Raw genomic sequence first — 18,983 nt, forward strand, 5'->3', positions numbered from 1 at the left:
TGTCCACTGGTGGAACCATCATCGCATTCACGGTAGTCTCGATTACCAAACACCTATGGTTAAGCGAGTTATCGCTTAACAAAAACACTTTATAAAAATTGTACAGAAAAGGGGTGCCTTTTCACCCTATATGACAAAAAGCCTTGCAATTAGGGCTTTTCATTATCCCTTTCGTTCAAAGATTTCTAAACTTTTACGAGCAATGCTACACACTCGACGTGGTCTGTCTTTGGTAACATACAATTTAACGATTCACGAATCAAAGGTGTCTAAACAAAACGCATCATCTTTAATAGCATTGAAACTATATCTACGGACAGCTAAAAAGCCTTGGAAACAGCTAGTTCCTAGGCTTTTTCTGTATTCTATTGTATCAATTTCCTTACTCCGATTTCTGTCGCAATTACCTTAATCATACTCTATCCTTCTTTTCAATTCATACAACTAACATAGCTATTTAGTTAACTAACATTATACCACACAAGTGAAAAAAGCGTGCCAGTTGGCACACCATAAATACTAATATTTATCTGCTTGGCTCATCGCACATGTGTTGGTGTTTCCTGAGTTAGGTAAAGGTAATACTGATCACCAACCTTGATGATATGCCCATCAGCTACGTCACTAACGATATCCTCTTGCTTTAAGACATAGGCAGGATCATTTAGTACTAAATCTTTATTAATCAGCGCTTCAAAGCCTACCTTACCATTGTAAAAGTGGTAGTGGTCACCGTGACTTGTGACATACCCCTCATCTGTCACCTGCACCACAATCTGCTCTGCGTGATTCCCTTCAGCTTCTGCCACGTCTTCTGGACTTAACTGACTGTCCTTCTCCTGGGAAATAGCTGAGCTGGTTGCTGTTGATTCAACATAGGAGACACGATGATTAGCTGACTCTTGAGAACAAGCTGCCAACACCAGCAAGCAAACCAGGTAAAAACTTAAACAAATTATATTTCATTCTTCCTCCGTCGCTAAAACATCTGCTAAAATCGTCAAATTAGCCTCTAAATTCTCTAAAAATGTCAAATCATTCTTAGGATCTGCTTCCAAGGTGTTCAACTCCTTAAATTGAACTGCTGTTGAAGTTGCCAGAGATTTCGCCAATTTGTCCGAAACTCTTTTTTCAACAAAAATCGTCTTAACTCCGTAGGTTGTGATGAATTCTTTAATCTCTGCCAACTGACGAGGACTAGGCTCTTGAGCAGACACGCCCGTGATACCAAGTTGTTTTAAACCAAAGCGTCTGGCAGTATAGGAGAACGCCGTATGCTGGGTAACAAAGTTTTTTTGTTGGCTACTCTCAAACCGTTGCTGGAATGTCTCGGCCAGAACATCAGCCTTATCTTTGAGAGCCTGAGCATTTTCTTCATAAACGAGACGATTGCTGGGATCAACCTGACTGAGTTGCTCTGCTATGGCCAGGGCTTCCTGACCAACCAAGACAGGGTCTAACCAAGTATGTGGATCATAGAGGCTACTGTCATCCATCCCTTCCTTAACAACAAACTTTTCTAAACCCTCAACCCGCTCCAGTGGCAAGGTTTTGGATGCCTCTAACACACGAACCGAGGAACCTTTCAAATTGGGGTCCAATCGACCAGCCCAACTCTCTAAAATGTGGGAGTGGTAAATAAAAACATCGGCATCATAAATGGCTCGGACATCACTCACAGAAGGCTCAAAGTCGTGGATACCTGATGCTGAGTTAATCATGCGAACATCGTTAATGTCCCCAGATACTTCACTGACCAAGGCGTACATGGGTAAAAACTAGTGACAATCTTTAACCTTTTTTTCTCAATATTCTGATCTGACTGAGCACTACAACCAACTAAAGCAATTGAACTAACCAAATAAAAAAACCAGCGCACGAGGGATGCCATCATCTTCTCCTTAATCAGTAAACTACCAGTTAAGAATAGTGTACCAGCTCCCTCCTTAAATGTCAAACAGAAAAACAGCCCGGCAAGATGATGGTCAACCATCACCATCATCTTGCCCGGTTGTTGTTTAGTAATCCTATTCTTTTTTGATTAGGGAAAGGGCTACAGGTTAAACTGGTGACGACAAGGCTAGCTAGCAATGTCGTCACAAATCTCGTTCTAAACAGATCACCCTTAATAAACTTAATCAAGTGTTCGATTCGATCTTAACCTTAGGCTGTTAAAAAATTTCAGCAGCTAGATAAAATTGGTTTTGCTGCTGATAGTCCTATTTCCGATACATCTTAAATTGTAGGAACAAATCGTTATAAATGCCCAGCCATTTCTGACCAAGGTTGTCGTAAACTTCTAGCTTTTCAACGGTTTCCTGACTAGGGTAAAAGGCCTCGTCCTCAGTAATCTCAGCAGGTAAGAGCGCCTTTGCCTTGGTATTTGGCGTGGCGTAACCGATATACTCCGCATTCTGGGCGGCCACTTCTGGTCGCAACATGAAATTGATAAAGGCATAGGCTTCTGCTTCGTGTTTAACCGTTTTAGGGATAACAAGATTATCAAACCAGAGGTTTGAGCCCTCGCTTGGGACCACATAAACCAAGTCCTCATTGGCATCCAGCATCTCGCTGGCCTCTCCTGAAAAGGTCACGCCAATAGCCGCATCCCCCTGAATCATATACCTCTTGAGCTCGTCAGCCACGATGGCCTTGATGTTTGGCGTCAGCTGGTTGAGCCGCTCAGCAACCGCTGTCAGCTCAGCCATGTTCTTTGAATTAAGGCTATGGCCCATGCTGTTCAGCCCGAAGCCCATGACCTCACGCGCCCCGTCCACCAGCATAATGCTGTTTTCAAAGTCAGGATTCCAGAGATCCTCCCAGTGAGCGATTTCCTCATCAATCAGGCTAGTATTGTAAATAATCCCTACCGTTCCCCAAAAATAAGGAATGGAGTAGTCATTACTTTCATCGAAACTCTTGCCCAAAAACTCCTGACCGATGTGCTCTAGCCCCTCCAGTTTAGACTTATCCAGCTTGACCAAAAGGTCCTCGCGCCGCATCTTGTCAATCATGTAGTCACTCGGCACCGCGATGTCATAGGTTGTCCCACCCTGCTTGATTTTGGTGTACATGGCTTCATTACTGTCAAAGGTCTCATACTGCACCTGGATGCCCGTCTCTTCAGTAAACTGCTCCAACAACTCAGAGTCGATGTAGTCCCCCCAGTTATAGACCACCAGCTTATTGCCACCTGTATCATTGGTCTTTTTCATCACGAGACTTATGGAAAATAGCAGAGCGACGATGGCGATAACACCCCCTAAAAAGGCATATAATCTACGCATGCTTGTCCTCCTTCTCTTGAGAGATAAAGTAGTAGCCAATCACCAGCAAGATGCTAAAGAGAAAGACGATGGTTGACAGGGCATTGATTTCAAGTGAAATCCCCTTACGCGCCCGAGAGTAAATCTCCACAGCCAAGGTCGAAAACCCATTTCCTGTCAAAAAGAAGGTCACCGCAAAATCATCCAGCGAGTAAGTAAAGGCCATAAAGTAGCCGGCGATAATCCCTGGGGTCAAATAAGGCAACATGACTTCTTTCATCATCTGAAAACGGCTTGCCCCAAGGTCATAGGCAGCGTTAATCATGTCAGCATTCATTTCTTTTAGACGCGGCAGAACCATGAGCACCACGATAGGAATCGAAAAGGCCACATGGCTCAGCAAGACAGAGACCATGCCCAGCTGAAACCCTAAAAAGGTAAAGAGCAAGAGAAAACTAGCACCAATCATGACATCAGGCGCAACCATGAGCACGTTATTAGCTGCCAGAAGGACATTTTGCGACGACTGTCGCAGCTGATAGATGGTGATAGCCCCAAAGGTGCCAATCACCGTCGCTAAGAGGGCACTCAGAAAAGCCAGGAAAAAGGTCTCCACCAAAATCAACATGAGCCGACTGTCGCCAAACATGGTACCGTAGTGCTCCAAGGTAAAACCAGAAAAGGCATTCATATCCCCCCCAGCATTGAAAGAATAAACAATCAAGTAAACAATAGGAGCATAGAGAATGACAAAGACTAAACCCAGATAAAGATTTGCTAATTTTTTCATTTCCGTCTCTCCTTTGTCACCCACATGGTCAAAATCATAGCCACAATCAGAACGACTCCGATGGTTGAACCCATACCCTTGTTCTGCGTGGTCAAGAAGTGTTGTTCAATAGCCGTTCCCAGCGTAATCACTCGGTTACCACCAATCAGGCGGGTCAGCATGAACAAGCTTAGACTGGGGATAAAAACTGATTGAACCCCTGATCGGACGCCATTAAGCGATAAGGGAAAGATGATCTTGCTAAAGGTCTGCACCTCGTTAGCGCCAAGATCTCGACTGGCATTGACCAAGTTCTGGTCAAGGTCGTCTAGGGCGTTAAAAATCGGCAAAATCATAAAGGGCAACTCGATATAGCTAGCCACAAAAATGAAGGAAAAATCCGTAAACAAAATCTGCTGGGGACCAATCCCAATAAAGCTCAAAAAGCTGTTAATCCCTCCTTGCTGACCGAAAATCCCCATAAAGGCGTAAGCTTTTAACAAGAGATTAACCCAAGTCGGCAAGATAACCAGCATGAGCCAGAGTTGCTTGTGCTTGATCTTGGTCAAGAGATAAGCTAAAGGATAGGCGACGACTAGGGTAATCAGGGTGATGACACCAGCGTAGAAGACCGAATTAAAACTCATCCGCAGATAGGTGTTACTGCTGAAAAAGGTCTGATAGTTGGCAAGTCCAAAGTTCCCTTGCACATCAAAGAGCGACTGCCAAAAAATCAAGGCGACAGGCGCAACGACAAAGAGAACCAGCCAAAGGTAGTAAGGGACAGCCAGGAAACTAGAGGTTTTCTTCATAACGTTCCTCCTCAATAGCATTGATGAGACCGTCCTCAACCTCCTCAACCTCGACATACTCCTCGATACGAGCGTCAAACTCCTCTTCAGTCTCGTTGAGACGCATGATATGGATGTCTTCTGGCTCAAAGTCTAGCCCAATGACCTCTCCGACAATGGCCTTTCTGGTCGAATGAATCATCCATTCGTTACCGAGGTCATCGTAGGCGATAATTTCATAGTGAACCCCTCGAAAGAGCTGGGTATCAACCTTAACCTGCAACTTGCCCTCTTCTGGCAGGGTAATCTGCAAATCCTCTGGACGGATGACCACCTCAACAGGTTCATTAGGGCGCATCCCTCCGTCCACAGCTTCAAATTGCTTGCCGTTAAATTCCACCAAATAGTCCTTAATCATGGTAGCAGGCAAGATATTGGATTCGCCGATGAAAGTTGCCACAAAGTTGTTAATGGGCTCGTCGTAGATGTCAACTGGCGTCCCTGATTGGACAATCTCGCCTTCGTTCATGATAAAAATCCAGTCACTCATGGCAAGCGCCTCTTCCTGATCATGGGTGACAAACACAAAGGTGATGCCTAAACGCTGCTGGAGCTCACGGAGCTCATACTGCATCTCCGTCCGCAATTTCAAATCAAGAGCTGATAGGGGCTCATCCAGAAGCACCACCCGCGGTTGATTGATAATGGCACGGGCGATGGCTACCCGCTGGCGCTGACCGCCAGACAATTTCTGAATAGGCCGCTTATCATAACCCTCCAGACGTACCATTTTCAAGGCTTCTACCACACGACGGTCTATCTCAGCCTTGTCCACCTTTTTCAGTTTGAGTGGGAAAGCCACATTCTCATAGACGTTCATGTGGGGGAAGAGGGCATAGTTTTGGAAAACGGTGTGGACATCCCGCTTGTTGATTGGGACATCGTTAATCCGTTTGCCATCCAGATAGACATCACCGCTAGTCGCATCAAGAAGTCCTGCAATGATGTTCAGTATGGTTGATTTTCCTGAACCAGAAGCTCCCAAAAGGGTATAGAACTTCCCTTCTTCTAGTTCAAAATTAATATTTTTCAGCACCTGCGTGCCACTATCCTCGAATGTCTTGGTGACATTCTTAAAGGCGATAATCGGTTGTGTCACTGCCTGTTTTCCTCACTTTGTCTTATTTCTATCGGACTAATCCACTCAAGAGGATTATCCCTTTTCTCCAATCACTCGTACTTCTGTCTCAAGCGCAATGCCTGTTCGTTCTTTCACGACAGCCTGCACATGGGCAATTAACTGTTCATAATCTTGGGCAGTGCCATCAGCCACATTAACCATAAATCCTGCATGTTTGGTTGAGACTTCAACACCACCGATACGGTGACCTTTGAGATTAGCTTCCATGATGAGCTGACCTGCAAAATGTCCGACTGGTCGCTTAAAGACAGACCCACAGGACGGAAACTCCAGTGGTTGCTTGAGCTCGCGTAAATGGGTTAATCGCGCCATCTCTTGACTAATCAATGTGTAATCACCTGGTTTTAGGGCGAACTTAGCAGAGATAACAATATCCCCTGTCTCCTGAATAATGGAATGGCGGTAACCGAAACGCATGTCCTTGGCTTCAATGGTTTTTATCTCGCCTGATGAGGTCATCACCTTGACAGATAGTAGGATATGAGCAATCTCACCACCGTAAGCACCAGCGTTCATAAATACTGCCCCACCGATGCTGCCAGGAATGCCACAGGCAAACTCGAAACCAGTCAAACTGTGAAACTGAGCAACTTTGGTCGTTTCAATCAAGTTGGCCCCTGCTTCTGCTTCAATAACATAGCCATTAACCGTCACTGTATTGAATTTATCAAACATGATGACAAAGCCACGAATACCCCCATCGCGAACGATGATATTGCTTGAATTTCCCAAAACCATCCAAGGAATGTTTTCCTGATTGGCAAAGCGAACGAGGCGTTCCAACTCAAATTTGTTTCTAGGAAATGCAAGGTAGTCAACCGGACCACCAACTTTTGTGTAGGTATAGGGTTTCAGTGGCTCGTCAAACCGAATATCGATACCTGCTAAGGTGTCTATGATGTGTTGTTTCATGTGTCGTTATTATTCTTTTCCGTGTCAAACTAATTGCACAAATAGAGCAATCTTACCTATTATACCAAAAGCTCAAGCATTTGACGAGCCTTGAGGCGATAAAAGATGTCGTCTCACTTGACCAATAAAATAAAGTGAGCCTGTAATGACAAAAAGATCTTCTTCTCTTGCTTCCTCCAACCGCGCTAGCCATTTTTCAAAAGACGCTACACGGGGATAGGCTTCAGGGTAAGCCTCTAGGGCATAGGCCTTGGGATAATCAAATGTCGTGACGGTCAGGTCAGCAAAGCCTTGTAGCTGCTGCAACATAGAGTGAGCAGGTTTGGTATCTATGGCCGCAAAGAGAATATGAATCGTCTTGTCAGCATAATCTTGCTGTAAGACATCGACTAGAGCCTTGATGCTTTCATCATTATGGGCACCGTCAATCATGAGGTTGGGGAAGATAAACTCTGTCCGCCCCAACCAAAAGCTCTTGGCTAGAGCATTTTTGATGTGCTCATCAGTAAGATTTGGGTAAGTCTTTGTCAACAGGCGGCTGGTCATCAGCGCTAGACTAGCGTTTGATACCTGGTGTTGACCTGGCATGGCCAATACGAGATTTGTTAATTGCCCCTCTTCGTCAGAAAAGGTGAGACCTGTTTCAGTCTCTGTCAGGTCAAAATGTTTGCCCTTTTCATAGACAGGGCTGGCTAGATGTTCAGCTGTTTGGTAAAACAGTTGGCGGACCTCCAAACGATGTTCAGCAAAAATTAAAGGAACCCCTCTCTTTAGCACACCGATTTTCTCACCAGCAATCGCCAGATGAGTATCTCCTAGAAAATTCTGATGGTCAAGACCAATCGAGGTACAAATAACTGCCAGCGGGGTAAACACATTAGTCGAGTCATACCGACCGCCCAAGCCCGCCTCAATCACCACTAAATCGACTGGATGTAACCGAGCAAAGTAAATAAACATGATCAGGGTTATTAGCTCAAACTCCGTCACAGGACCAAAGTCCGTCTCGCTTTCCAAACGAGACACTACTGGCTGAAGGAGCTCAACCGCTTTGACAAAATCCTCACGACTGATCATATGACCATTAATCGCTATTCTCTCTCTAAAATCCATGATAGACGGCGAGGTGAAGGTGCCGACAGTATACCCTGCCTCCTGAAAGATATGTCTTAGATAGTTAACCGTTGAACCCTTGCCATTTGTCCCAACCACATGGATGGCAGCTAGCTGATGTTGAGGGTTGCCGAGTTGCTCTAATAGCCACTGAACACGCTCTAAACCTGGCGTTATCCCAAAACTTAAGCTCGTTTTCAACCATTCAAAAGCCTCTTGAAAATTGATCATTCCTTTTCCTCTTTAAGTCTCTATAGACCCAAATCATCCAGCGCTAAAAAACAAGATAGAGGCGAGGACTTAAGTCCCAGCCTCTATCACAGTCATTGTTTGCGCTCGCTAAACATTAGAATTTCTTACGTTTACGAGCAGCTTCTGATTTGCGTTTGCGTTTCACAGACGGTTTCTCATAGTGCTCACGTTTACGCACCTCTTGAAGAGTACCAGCTTTCACAACCGCACGTTTGAAACGACGGAGTGCGTCGTCAAGTGACTCATTCTTACGGACAACTGTTTTTGACATATTTTTCACCTCCTCAAGATAATGTAACATTTTCACGTTCTTAGTTATTCTACCGAAAAATAGCAGATCTGTCAAGAGATTTGCAAAGTTTTTTGACGTTTCTCTATTAGAAATTTGTAGATCCGAATCTTAAAACATCAAGAAAAACCAACAATTTTAGCCCAAAGTAAAGTTGATACGGAGCCTGCTTGCCTGGGGAGCAAACGATGTACCCTGATATGAAAACTGCAAGCTAGGGTTGACCTAAAACAGGTCTTATAGCTAGCTAATCTCCTATTACTAAAACAGTGACTCACGGCAATTGTGAATCTCTGTTTTTTGAGCTGAAAATTCTCTTTGTCTGAACTCAGTTATTAGTGACTATCCAATAATCAACTGTAGTTAATAAGAGCCATCAACACTTTAATCATCATGCTTCTTACGCTTAATAATAACGACTGCTAGTCCTGATATTAAGAATATAGTTCCACCTAAAGCAATAATTAGCGGTAAGGTATTTGAGTCAATCTGCTGTACCGTTTCATTTGATGGTTGAACAGAAGGTTTCGATGATAGAATATCCTCTGAGCTATCTGCTGACTTCAATGATTCCGGTTCAGTCTGAGTAACCGTCAAAGAAGGGATTGAAGACGTCGAGGGTTGACTAGTAGATGAGAGTCGTGACTCTATGTCTAGGTTACTCCTATATACACTTTGCTGAATAGAAGGGAATACAGTTTTATCCACTCCCATCGAAACATTATCTGTCTTTTCTGCTGGAGTGACGAGCTGATCAGAGGTCGCATCAGCCAATTTAGCTTGGGCGGCTTGGGCTGTGCTTTCTGCGGCTTCTACCTTACTTGTTGCCTCGGCGATAGCCTTGGCTTCCGCTGCTTCCTCACTATCCAAGCGACCGTTGCTATTGCTGTCGGTGATTGCTGGGCTAGCCGGAAGAGATACGGCACCTAGGCGACCTTCCAAGGCTGTCTTAGCGCTACCTGATGGCAAGCTGTCGACAGCACGTCTAGCTTCTGATAGGGCTGTACGCGCTTCAGCGATGGCCTCATCAACTGCGGATTTCTCCGTTGGAGTGACGAGCTGATCAGAGGTCGCATCAGCCAATTTAGCTTGGGCGGCTTGGGCTGTGCTTTCTGCGGCTTCTACCTTACTTGTTGCCTCGGCGATAGCCTTGGCTTCCGCTGCTTCCTCACTGTCCAAGCGACCGTTGCTATTGCTGTCGGTGATTGCTGGGCTAGCCGGAAGAGATACGGCACCTAGGCGACCTTCCAAGGCTGTCTTAGCGCTACCTGATGGCAAGCTGTCAACAGCACGTCTAGCTTCTGATAGGGCTGTACGCGCTTCAGCGATGGCATCATCAACTGCGGATTTCTCCGTTGGAGTGACGAGCTGATCAGAGGTCGCATCAGCCAATTTAGCTTGGGCGGCTTGGGCTGTGCTTTCTGCGGCTTCTACCTTACTTGTGGCAATACGTTGATCACCATCAAGACTATTTTTGACGGTGGATAGGCTCGTCAGTGCTTCTCGGATAGCAGTCAAATCTGATTGACTATTTGCTAGAATAGCACGTGCCTTAGCCAGTGACTGATCATAAGCCAAACGATTGCTTGCTTGCTGATAGTTTTGAGTTGTCAAGATTCTGTTAGAAAGAATAACTTCTGTTTCCAGCTCTGCTATTGCCGCCAATAACTCATGATTTTTAACAAACTCCCAGGTACCAATGAAGCGTAATGGACTATCTTGAACTAGTTGACTAGTTTTATCCCAGCCTTCAAAGCGCCAAAGACCACGAGCTTCTAACTGATCTTGGAACGTTTCTGGAGGAGTGACCTGTGTCCCCTGCACTACTCCTATTTGATCAATCGGTTTTAACTTTTGAACGACTTCTGGCAATTGACTGCCATCGGTTGAACGAAATTCATAAGTCACATCATAACGAGTGATTGGTATAAATTCCCAGATACCAACCACTTCATAGTTAGAACTAGGAACTCGGTTAACTGATTTATCCCAAGACAAACGATAAGTTCCTTCGGATCTAGTAATTACCTCACCATCTTGTGGGAAATCAATCACTTCACCTATCTTCTTGCTCACAGCTACTGGTGGTACTAGCCCCTCGGGTGCATGCTCATAACGATAGCTAATGGTATAACTAGGCTGAGCATTAGTATCTTGTCTTGCAAACAAACTAAGTGGAACTGTATCTTCTGAACCATCGGTTGTATAGTGAACAGTTAAAGTACCGTCATGGTTAAACCTTATTTTGTAATCGCGATCATAGTTAACAAAAACAGCAGTTTCCGTATCATTAAATGAAACGGTATAGTCGAACGTTAACGCCTCTAAAAGTGCTTTTTCATCATCTTCACTTAAGCGACCATTAAGGTTACTCACCAAAATTTTATGATTTTCTGCGAAGCCTTTAGATAACTCTTCATGCTCGCGACGAGCAGTTGTCGCTGTACTTTCGATATAATTCTCCAAGCTCGTCAAATCATTTAACATCCTATAGAGGGGATTTTGTTGCTCAAAACTTGGCATGAGGCGCTGATAAACCGAAGCGATTGGCGTAATATCGTTAGTAAGCGGTAGCATTTCCTCATAAGCAACTTTAAGCTCCTGATAAGTTCTATCTACTGCCTGTTCGATAGTCTCGTGATCCTCTCGAAAAATAATACCCCACTGATTTTTTCTGGCGAAAATAGCTTGTGCTTTCGCTAAATTTTCGCTAGATTTACTCGCCATACTCGGTAAAACATTATAAATAGGCTGCGCCTGTTCAAGCAATGAAGTAGCCTCAATCACTTTTTGTTCATATCTTTCCCAATCAGCAGGCTTGTACCAGACAGACTGACGCTGAGAATAAGCATCAAGTTTTGTCTGCAATTTTTGAACATACTGATTAAATAGGTTAATTCTAACCTGACTACTAAAAAGGTCAGTATATGATTGTAGATTAATAACCTGCTGTTTTAAATCTGCAGCTGTATCGATAATATATTGATTTTTATTAAAATCTTGAGCTTCTGATGCATAAGCTTGTTGCAATGGTGTAACAGCTGGACCTAACCCAATTAAAACTGATGCCGCACCTATAGATAATTTTCTAATTGAATGTTTTAAATATCTCTCCCATTTCATCCGTCAATTCTTTCATTTATTATAAACAAATAGTCACTTGCTTTAAAATAAGTGACTATTTGTGCTAGAGTTCGTCCGTCAAGACATTGTTCTAATCACTTATTTTTTCCGACGTGATTTATTAACAAACATCGCACCACCCAACAATGTCATATAGCCAGCAAGTTCAAGGAAGACTGCATTGTCAACTCCCGTATTTGGTAGTTGTGCTGTGCTTGTCTGACTTGTAACAGTAGCTTTCTGACTTGTATATGCTAATGGTTGCATGTCATGTGAGCTGACAGACCCATTAGTACCAGTTGAATGATTTGAATCGGTCTGACCGTCGCGACCATCTTTACCTGGTTGTCCTGGTTGACCATCGCGTCCGTATTTACCATTTGTGCCGTCACGGCCATCGCGACCATCTTTACCTTTCGGTACAACGATTTCTTTACCGTCTGAGAAGATCACTTTGATGTCGCCACTTGGCAGAGTTTCGGTGTTGGTGATGGTTACGGATGTACCGTCAGCCCCCTTCTCACCATCTTTAACCTTGACTGGGTCACCGATTGGCGCACCGGTGTCTGGGTCTTTGAAGGTGATTGTGGTCACACCATCAGCACCTTTGACTGCTTCAACAACTGGAGTCTTGCCGTCTTTACCGTCACGACCATCCTGACCTTTCGGTACAACGATTTCTTTACCGTCTGAGAAGGTCACTTTGATGTCGCCACTTGGCAGAGTTTCGGTGTTGGTGATGGTTACGGATGTACCGTCTGCACCCTTCTCACCATCTTTAACCTTGACTGGGTCACCGATTGGCGCACCAGTGTCTGGGTCTTTGAAGGTGATTGTGGTCACACCATCAGCACCTTTGACTGCTTCAACAACTGGAGTCTTGCCGTCTTTACCATCACGACCATCCTGACCTTTCGGTACAACGATTTCTTTACCGTCTGAGAAGATCACTTTGATGTCGCCGTTTGGTAGGGTCTCAGTGTTGCTGATGCCAACTGAGGTACCGTCTTGACCGGCTGCACCATCTTGACCGTTAGCACCTGCTGCACCAGTTTCACCTTGGTCACCTTTTTCACCACGTTCACCTTTGGCACCTGTCGCTGGAACGCCAGTGTCTACACCGTTAACGTGCCAGTTGCCGTTTGTACCAATGATGATGGTTGCTGTAGCCGCATCTTTACCGTTAAGACCGTTCGTACCATTTGCTGGGATACCAGTGTCTTTACCATTGATGACCCATGTGTTTGTTGCTGGGTTAATCGCTACTGAACCTGGTTGACCGTTTGTACCGTTTGCGCCATTTGAACCTGTCGCTGGGATACCAGTGTCTTTACCGTTGATGAACCAGTTGCCGTTGTCGCCGATAACGATCGTGTTGGCTGTTGTTGTGCCATCTTGACCATTCTTACCTGCTACACCGTCTTGACCTTTGGCTGGAATACCTGTGTCTGAACCATTGATGAACCAGTTGCCGTTGTCGCTAACTGAAACGGTTGGTGTTGAACCATTAGCACCGTTTGCACCGTTCGTACCAGCTGCTGGGATGCCTGTATCAGCACCGTTCACATGCCAGTTGCCGTTTGTGCCGACAGTAACTGTTGGGGTTGCACCGTCAGTACCAGAGATACCAGCTTTACCGTCAACACCATTTGTGCCGGCTGAGCCAGTTTCACCTTTTTCACCTTGGTCACCTTTGCCACCTTTAGGAATGATGATTTCATTGCCATCTGTGAAGGTTACTTTGATGTCGCCGTTTGGTAGGGTTTCAGTGTTGCTAATGCCAACTGAGGTACCGTCTTGACCGGCTGCACCATCTTGACCGTTAGCACCTGCTGCACCAGTTTCACCTTTTTCACCTTGCTCACCTTTTTCACCACGTTCACCTTGCTCACCTTTTTCACCACGTTCACCTTGCTCACCTTTTTCACCACGTTCACCTTGCTCACCTTTGTCACCACGTTCACCTTGCTCACCTTTGTCACCATCTGCGACAAAGGTAGTTGATACGACGGAATTATCATCAGTGTAGTAAACGATGATGTTGTGACCTGACTTGCCACCGACATTAGCAGGCTCACTCTTCACTGAAATCTGACGAGCGTCTTGACCTGCTGCGCCATCTTGACCGTTAGCAATAAAGGTTTTGGTGATTTCTTCGCCATCTAGGCTGAAGATCACCCAGACACCGGTCTTGCCGTCTTGTGTGTCTGGTCGAGTTGTCACGGTTGGGGTTTTACCGTCTTTATCGTCGTTGCCTTGGGTAATTTTCGGTACGGCAGTTGCTGTGATGTGGTCACTTGGAGCACCTGATTGGCGTGTTTGGCTGACGATGACATTCTCACCTTTGACGAATGGTGCGTTAGCATCAATGCTCCATACACCACCTTTAACCGTTGTTGATTTTTGAATGCCGTCTGGTAGGATGACATTAATCGTTGCCCCCTCGATACCTTTACCTGTCACCACGGATGACCCTTCAATCATTGGATCAATCACTGGGACGGTTGTTGTTGGCAGGGTATCGCTAGGTAGTACATTGATTGTCAAGTATTTCTCGTATTTGAGTCCACCATTATCAGTCGTGTGTTGGGCACGAAGTTTGAAACGAATCAAGCCGACGCTAAACGGTGAACCTGATAGCGTGTTGCTATCCTTGTCATACACCAGACCGTAACGCTCCAGGAGGTAATCAGCCATCTCATCTTCAGGAATAATTCCCCCACCAGGGGTGTAAATGGATAGGTTACTCAAATCAGTGTGACTAATTTTAATCGGGGTGATTGGCTTGTTGACTTGGACCGTTTGGTCGTTGTCCGCGATGGAAAGCTCAACCGGCAAGGCAGTCACCTCGATGGTTACCTCTTTGGAGGTTTTCGGGTTACCAGAGACAGGATAGTTAGCGTCAACCGTAAAGGTATAGGTACCAACCCTCGTTGGTGTTCCTGAGATGGTCTTGGTATCTGGGTTATAGGTCAGACCCGGGATACTCTGGATGTAGTCTCCAAGTTTCTCACCGTTAACAGTCAGTTCTGCCCCTGCTGAGGTCTCAATCTTAACCTCATCAATCGGGGTCAAGACCTGCTTGGTCTGACGCTCTGGCGTCACTGTCAGATTAACCGCTACTGGATTGACAGTTATAACGATTTCTTGCGTCGCAGTTGTCAGATTAGCGCCGACCAATTTCTGCTCAAGATTTGTGTTCACCGTGATTCGGTGGGTACCAACTGCAGTCGGTGTTCCTGAGATGGTCTGAGTTCCTTCATCATAGCTAAGACCTGACGGCAAATTGATTGGACTAAGCGTCGAATACGCATCCTTTTGCAAGACAATCTGTGTAATAGCCTGAGTGGCATCGATGGTTTGCTCAGCAAGCGTGGCCTGAAGACTCGGTGCGATCGGGGTCAGCTTGAGGGTGACATACTTGGTCAGTTTACCGCTCCCTTTCTCCACAGAGTTGGTCGCCACCACCGCAATTTCATAGGTGTCTTTTAGAACCTCTCTGTATATACCATCGTCATCTAAAACAAATTGCTTAGTTATCCCATCTGTTGGGCGACCGGTGATGGTCTGGGTGCGACGATCATAGTAGACCCCTACTGGGAGATTTTGTACTTCGATGGTCACCCCTGGATCAGCCGTGATCTTAACCGGTTGCATGTTTTCAACCGTTGAGAAGGTCTGCTCTTCATTGGTCAGGCTGAACTTAGGATTAACGGGAACAACGGTGACGTCGATTCTCTCCCAGGTATATTGGTTATTTTTACTTAGGTTGGGAGGTAACAATCGTGGTTCTAATTCTCCGCTTTCAACCAAGTTTAATGGAAGTCCTGCTAAAACATAAAACGTGTATTTGCCCACTGTTGTCGGTGTCCCGGTGATGGTTTTATCCGCAGGGTTATAGGTCAGACCTGGTGGCAGAGCAACTTCAGGATCGACTTCCTTGTTATCCGCATAAAAGGTTAGCGTGGAGTGAAGGTCTTTGGTCAGAGTGATGGGTTTAAAAGCATCGCTATCGACCTCAAGACGTTGCTCTTTATTATCAGCAGTTAGGCTGACTGTTCGTCCTGTGATGGTGATGTACAGCCACGCCCAGTCCGACCGTATTAGACCATTGCTGCCTTTGACAGTGATATTCGCTCTAAGGCTGATGCCCCCAGTTTTTGTTGGTGTCCCGGTGATGACATTTCCAGTCAGGCTCAAACCATAGTCAGAGAGCATTGTTGCGACGTTATCATCATAGGTCACCCTAGCATCTTGAGGGATGTTTTCAAACTTGATGCCATCAACCTTGTCCAAGACCTTAATGGTGACGTTCTCATCTTCTACCTCAAACCGATCCGGTGTGACCACCAGCTCGATGAGGGTCAATTTGACCAGACCATCTTTTTCGACAACAACTGGCACATTGTAGGTGCCCTCATAGAGACCGCGACCGGTGATGGTCTTGTCACTCGGGTTAAAGCGGGTACCCTTAGGCAGTGTCGTGGTGTCGATCCGCAGACTAGCCCCCTCGGTATGGGTGATGGCTATGGTCTCCCAACTATCGCCCTCTTTAACGGTCTGATTCGCATTGCTCACTTCAAGGGTCAGGTCGTTGACTTGACCTGGCTTGACCTCATAGGTAAAGTCCGTATAGGTTTCAGATGTGTTGCCATCGCCATTGATATAGGTCACATAGAGGCGTGCCGTCTGGTTAGCATCGGTTTTTTTGGTAGCAAATACCTCAAGTCTCTCGTTATCGCCATCTGTAGCAATGACGGCATGATTAGGTGTATAGTCAATCCGAATGCTGGAGATGGCCGTGCCGTTCTCCATGGCAACTGGAATCGGATCGTGAGCCTTGCCCTCCTCCCAGACTTGGTGAGGGATCTTAACGATGGAATCGGTGACTTCAAAGACAAACTCACGCACAGGAGCGTTGTCCCCGAAGTGACCATCGACAGCCTTGACTTCGAAACTATAGCGACCTGGTTTTAGTTTTTGACCCTCTGTCTTGACCACCTTGGCCTCGCGGATTTGACCATTGTCATTGGAGCTGATCGGCTCCAGAGCGATGCCTGGTGGCAGGGTTTTCTCGATGATCCAGGCGTTGTCTTTGTTGAGGACGACCTTACCGAGCTCTTGTTTAGCCATCTCACTTGGGACGCTAACCAGACCAGAGAAGCTAGATATCCGATCTGGGTTACCCTCAAACTGCACATCGGCATTGGTCAAGGCGCCGCCAATGGAACGCTCAATTGTTGTCAAGTTGAGGTTAAAGGTCTTGACAACACCAAGGTTATCGGTAATTTGCACTGTAGCTTTATAGTTCCCTGCTGTTTTGGGTAACTTTGTGAAATGGAGGTAGTAGATAGGCTTGTCCTCGGAATAAATGTATGGCTTGTCTAAAGTTGTGGTATTATATCCCGAGGATAACACGGCCACTGTAGAAGCCCTATCTGAATAATAAGATTGAGGAAGATTTTCTGTAGACCGTATGTCTAGCAACTCAACTTTTACATCCTCGCTAGCTGATAGCACCTTGAAGTCAGTAATTTGTAAAGCTAGCCTGTCATCATTGAATGTCTTGTGGCTATCCAGACCTGCAAAAATGGGAACCGTTGTCAAATATTTTTGGGTATCTTTAGTGGCATCACTAACCTTCTGAGTGGGGCGTACATAATAACCAAACGGCGTCGTGGTTAGTTGGATATTGTAATCAAAGGTGGTCTTCTTTGTAGGTAAAAAGTCACTCTTATCTAATGACCTTTCGATTTCCATCGTAACTTTTACTGGGTTATCATCTTTCTCATAGGAAGAAGTAGAATCATTTCTTAATCTCTCCCAACTATTTCCACCAGTATAGAAATAATTCGTACTATAAGGAGAATCAGCGTCGTCATAGAGGAAGAAACCATAAACAGGTATCTTTTCAATAGTTATTGGAATGCTCACCTCCACTTCTGAGTCAAGTTTGGACTTAAAGCCGACATTGTAAATCTTGGGTTGTTTACTAGACAGGTTGATATCGCCTCGGATATAGCCTGATGTGGCATCCAGGCTCAGACCTAGTGTTTTAGCATCATCGGTCAACTCTAACTGATCAGCTTCGATACGGCTAAAGCCGATTTTGAAGACCAGCGGCACCACCTGGTTGCTGCCGTTGTCTTTATAGATCGGGCGGTCATTTCCCAAACTTGTGCTTTCATCAGAACTTGGGTAATCAGTAAAGTTCTCGATGGTCAAGTAGGGCTTGTCCTCGCTGACTGAGCTTTCCACCTTGCGGGTGCGGCGGCTTTTAGCGGTGTCGTTTGACTCCACGACAAAGACCAGGACGTTTTCCTGTTGGGTTTTGATGGTTTGGGTCAGGAGTTTTGCAGCGTTGACTGGCAGGCGGTAGTTGTCGAGCTTGGTCACAGTGGTGAGAGCAGTTGCTTCCTCAGTGATGACAGCCTCAGCCTGATCGCTCTCGGCGAGGACGGTATGGGTCTTGTTTTCGCTGTAGAGGACTTCCTTGGTCGTCGCATCGACATAGTCCACTCGGTAGCTGATGGCTACCTCACGCGCCGTGGCATCACCAAAGCCCTCCACCTCATAGGTGATGACATTGGTAGCCCCCTCGGTGATCTCAGCCGTCCGTGCTGTCGGTAGACCATCTGGGACGTAGTAGTTTTCCAGTTGACTGTCATTGACCAACTCAGCGCCGTTTTCGTTGACGGTTGCTGTTGCAACAGCCTCGGTCGTTTCAACGACCTTGGTCTTGACCACACTGTGGACGACCTTGCCAATCGCCTTGCTGACGTACTGAACCGTATAGCTGATGATGGCAGAGCGTTTGACTGGGGTCTCAGCTGCAGGTTTTTCCTGCTCTGTTGTCTCAGTCGCTGTTGTGGTTGCCTCAGCAACTGTTGACGCCGCTGGATCTACCTCTGCTTCAGCAGAGGCTGAGCTTGCCTCAGGCGTTTCAGGTGTTTCTGAGATGATCAGGCTGTCGGTTTCGACCGCGCCTGATGAGCTAGAGGTTTCTGTCGCAGACGCCCCATCACTGTCTGATGGTGAGGACTGATTAGCCACCTCCTCAGCCTGAGCCCCCGTCGCAAAGAACAGGGTCACTAGCAAGGCTGACGACGCCCCGTAAGCCTTGAACTTACGAATCGAAAAAATCTGTTTCGTGTCACGTTTAAAGCGTTTAAACATAGTGTTTTATTTGTGTTTTCTTTCTATATATCTATATAATACAAAATAAGTCAGTATTACTGTTAAAAGCCACGCCCCCTGCCTCTCAGCA

10 protein-coding genes and 1 pseudogene are annotated in these 18,983 nt (G+C 45.8%); all 11 read right to left on the reverse strand.

Features of this window, described 5'->3' with window-relative positions; genetic code table 11:
- Window positions 1-539: 539 nt before the first annotated feature.
- Window positions 540-920, reverse strand: a complete 381-nt coding sequence (locus ACERC7_RS00500) for a pneumococcal-type histidine triad protein (protein ID WP_373665826.1) — start codon at window positions 918-920, stop codon at window positions 540-542.
- A gap of 42 nt (window positions 921-962) precedes the next feature.
- A pseudogene (locus ACERC7_RS00505) lies at window positions 963-1,891 on the reverse strand (metal ABC transporter solute-binding protein, Zn/Mn family).
- A gap of 328 nt (window positions 1,892-2,219) precedes the next feature.
- Entirely contained in the window at window positions 2,220-3,287 is a 1,068-nt protein-coding gene (locus ACERC7_RS00510) for a PotD/PotF family extracellular solute-binding protein (RefSeq protein ID WP_373659578.1), read from the reverse strand.
- Window positions 3,280-4,056, reverse strand: coding sequence for an ABC transporter permease (locus ACERC7_RS00515; RefSeq protein ID WP_373665827.1), 777 nt, complete (start codon window positions 4,054-4,056; stop codon window positions 3,280-3,282). The genes ACERC7_RS00510 and ACERC7_RS00515 overlap by 8 nt, the downstream gene beginning before the upstream one ends.
- On the reverse strand, window positions 4,053-4,847 hold the full coding sequence (locus ACERC7_RS00520; protein WP_373660346.1) for an ABC transporter permease: 795 nt from the start codon (window positions 4,845-4,847) through the stop codon (window positions 4,053-4,055). Before ACERC7_RS00520 ends, ACERC7_RS00515 begins: the two co-directional genes overlap by 4 nt.
- Entirely contained in the window at window positions 4,831-5,985 is a 1,155-nt protein-coding gene (locus ACERC7_RS00525; RefSeq protein ID WP_373660345.1) for an ABC transporter ATP-binding protein, read from the reverse strand. Before ACERC7_RS00525 ends, ACERC7_RS00520 begins: the two co-directional genes overlap by 17 nt.
- Window positions 5,986-6,039: 54 nt before the next feature.
- Complete coding sequence (gene murB, locus ACERC7_RS00530; protein WP_373659572.1) at window positions 6,040-6,939, reverse strand: UDP-N-acetylmuramate dehydrogenase; 900 nt, start codon at window positions 6,937-6,939, stop codon at window positions 6,040-6,042.
- 72 nt (window positions 6,940-7,011) lie between these two features.
- A complete protein-coding gene (locus tag ACERC7_RS00535; RefSeq protein WP_373665870.1) occupies window positions 7,012-8,280 on the reverse strand; it encodes a folylpolyglutamate synthase/dihydrofolate synthase family protein in 1,269 nt (422 codons plus the stop codon).
- Between the two features lie 118 nt (window positions 8,281-8,398).
- Entirely contained in the window at window positions 8,399-8,575 is a 177-nt protein-coding gene (gene rpsU, locus ACERC7_RS00540) for a 30S ribosomal protein S21 (RefSeq protein WP_018367869.1), read from the reverse strand.
- 402 nt (window positions 8,576-8,977) lie between these two features.
- A complete protein-coding gene (locus ACERC7_RS00545; RefSeq protein ID WP_373665828.1) occupies window positions 8,978-11,716 on the reverse strand; it encodes an SHIRT domain-containing protein in 2,739 nt (912 codons plus the stop codon).
- Window positions 11,717-11,815: 99 nt separating this feature from the next.
- Window positions 11,816-18,892, reverse strand: coding sequence for a putative Ig domain-containing protein (locus ACERC7_RS00550; RefSeq protein ID WP_373665829.1), 7,077 nt, complete (start codon window positions 18,890-18,892; stop codon window positions 11,816-11,818).
- Window positions 18,893-18,983: the final 91 nt, after the last annotated feature.

Origin of the sequence: Streptococcus sp. E17BB (assembly GCF_041807725.1) — a bacterium.
GTDB classification, from domain to species: Bacteria; Bacillota; Bacilli; order Lactobacillales; family Streptococcaceae; genus Streptococcus; species Streptococcus entericus.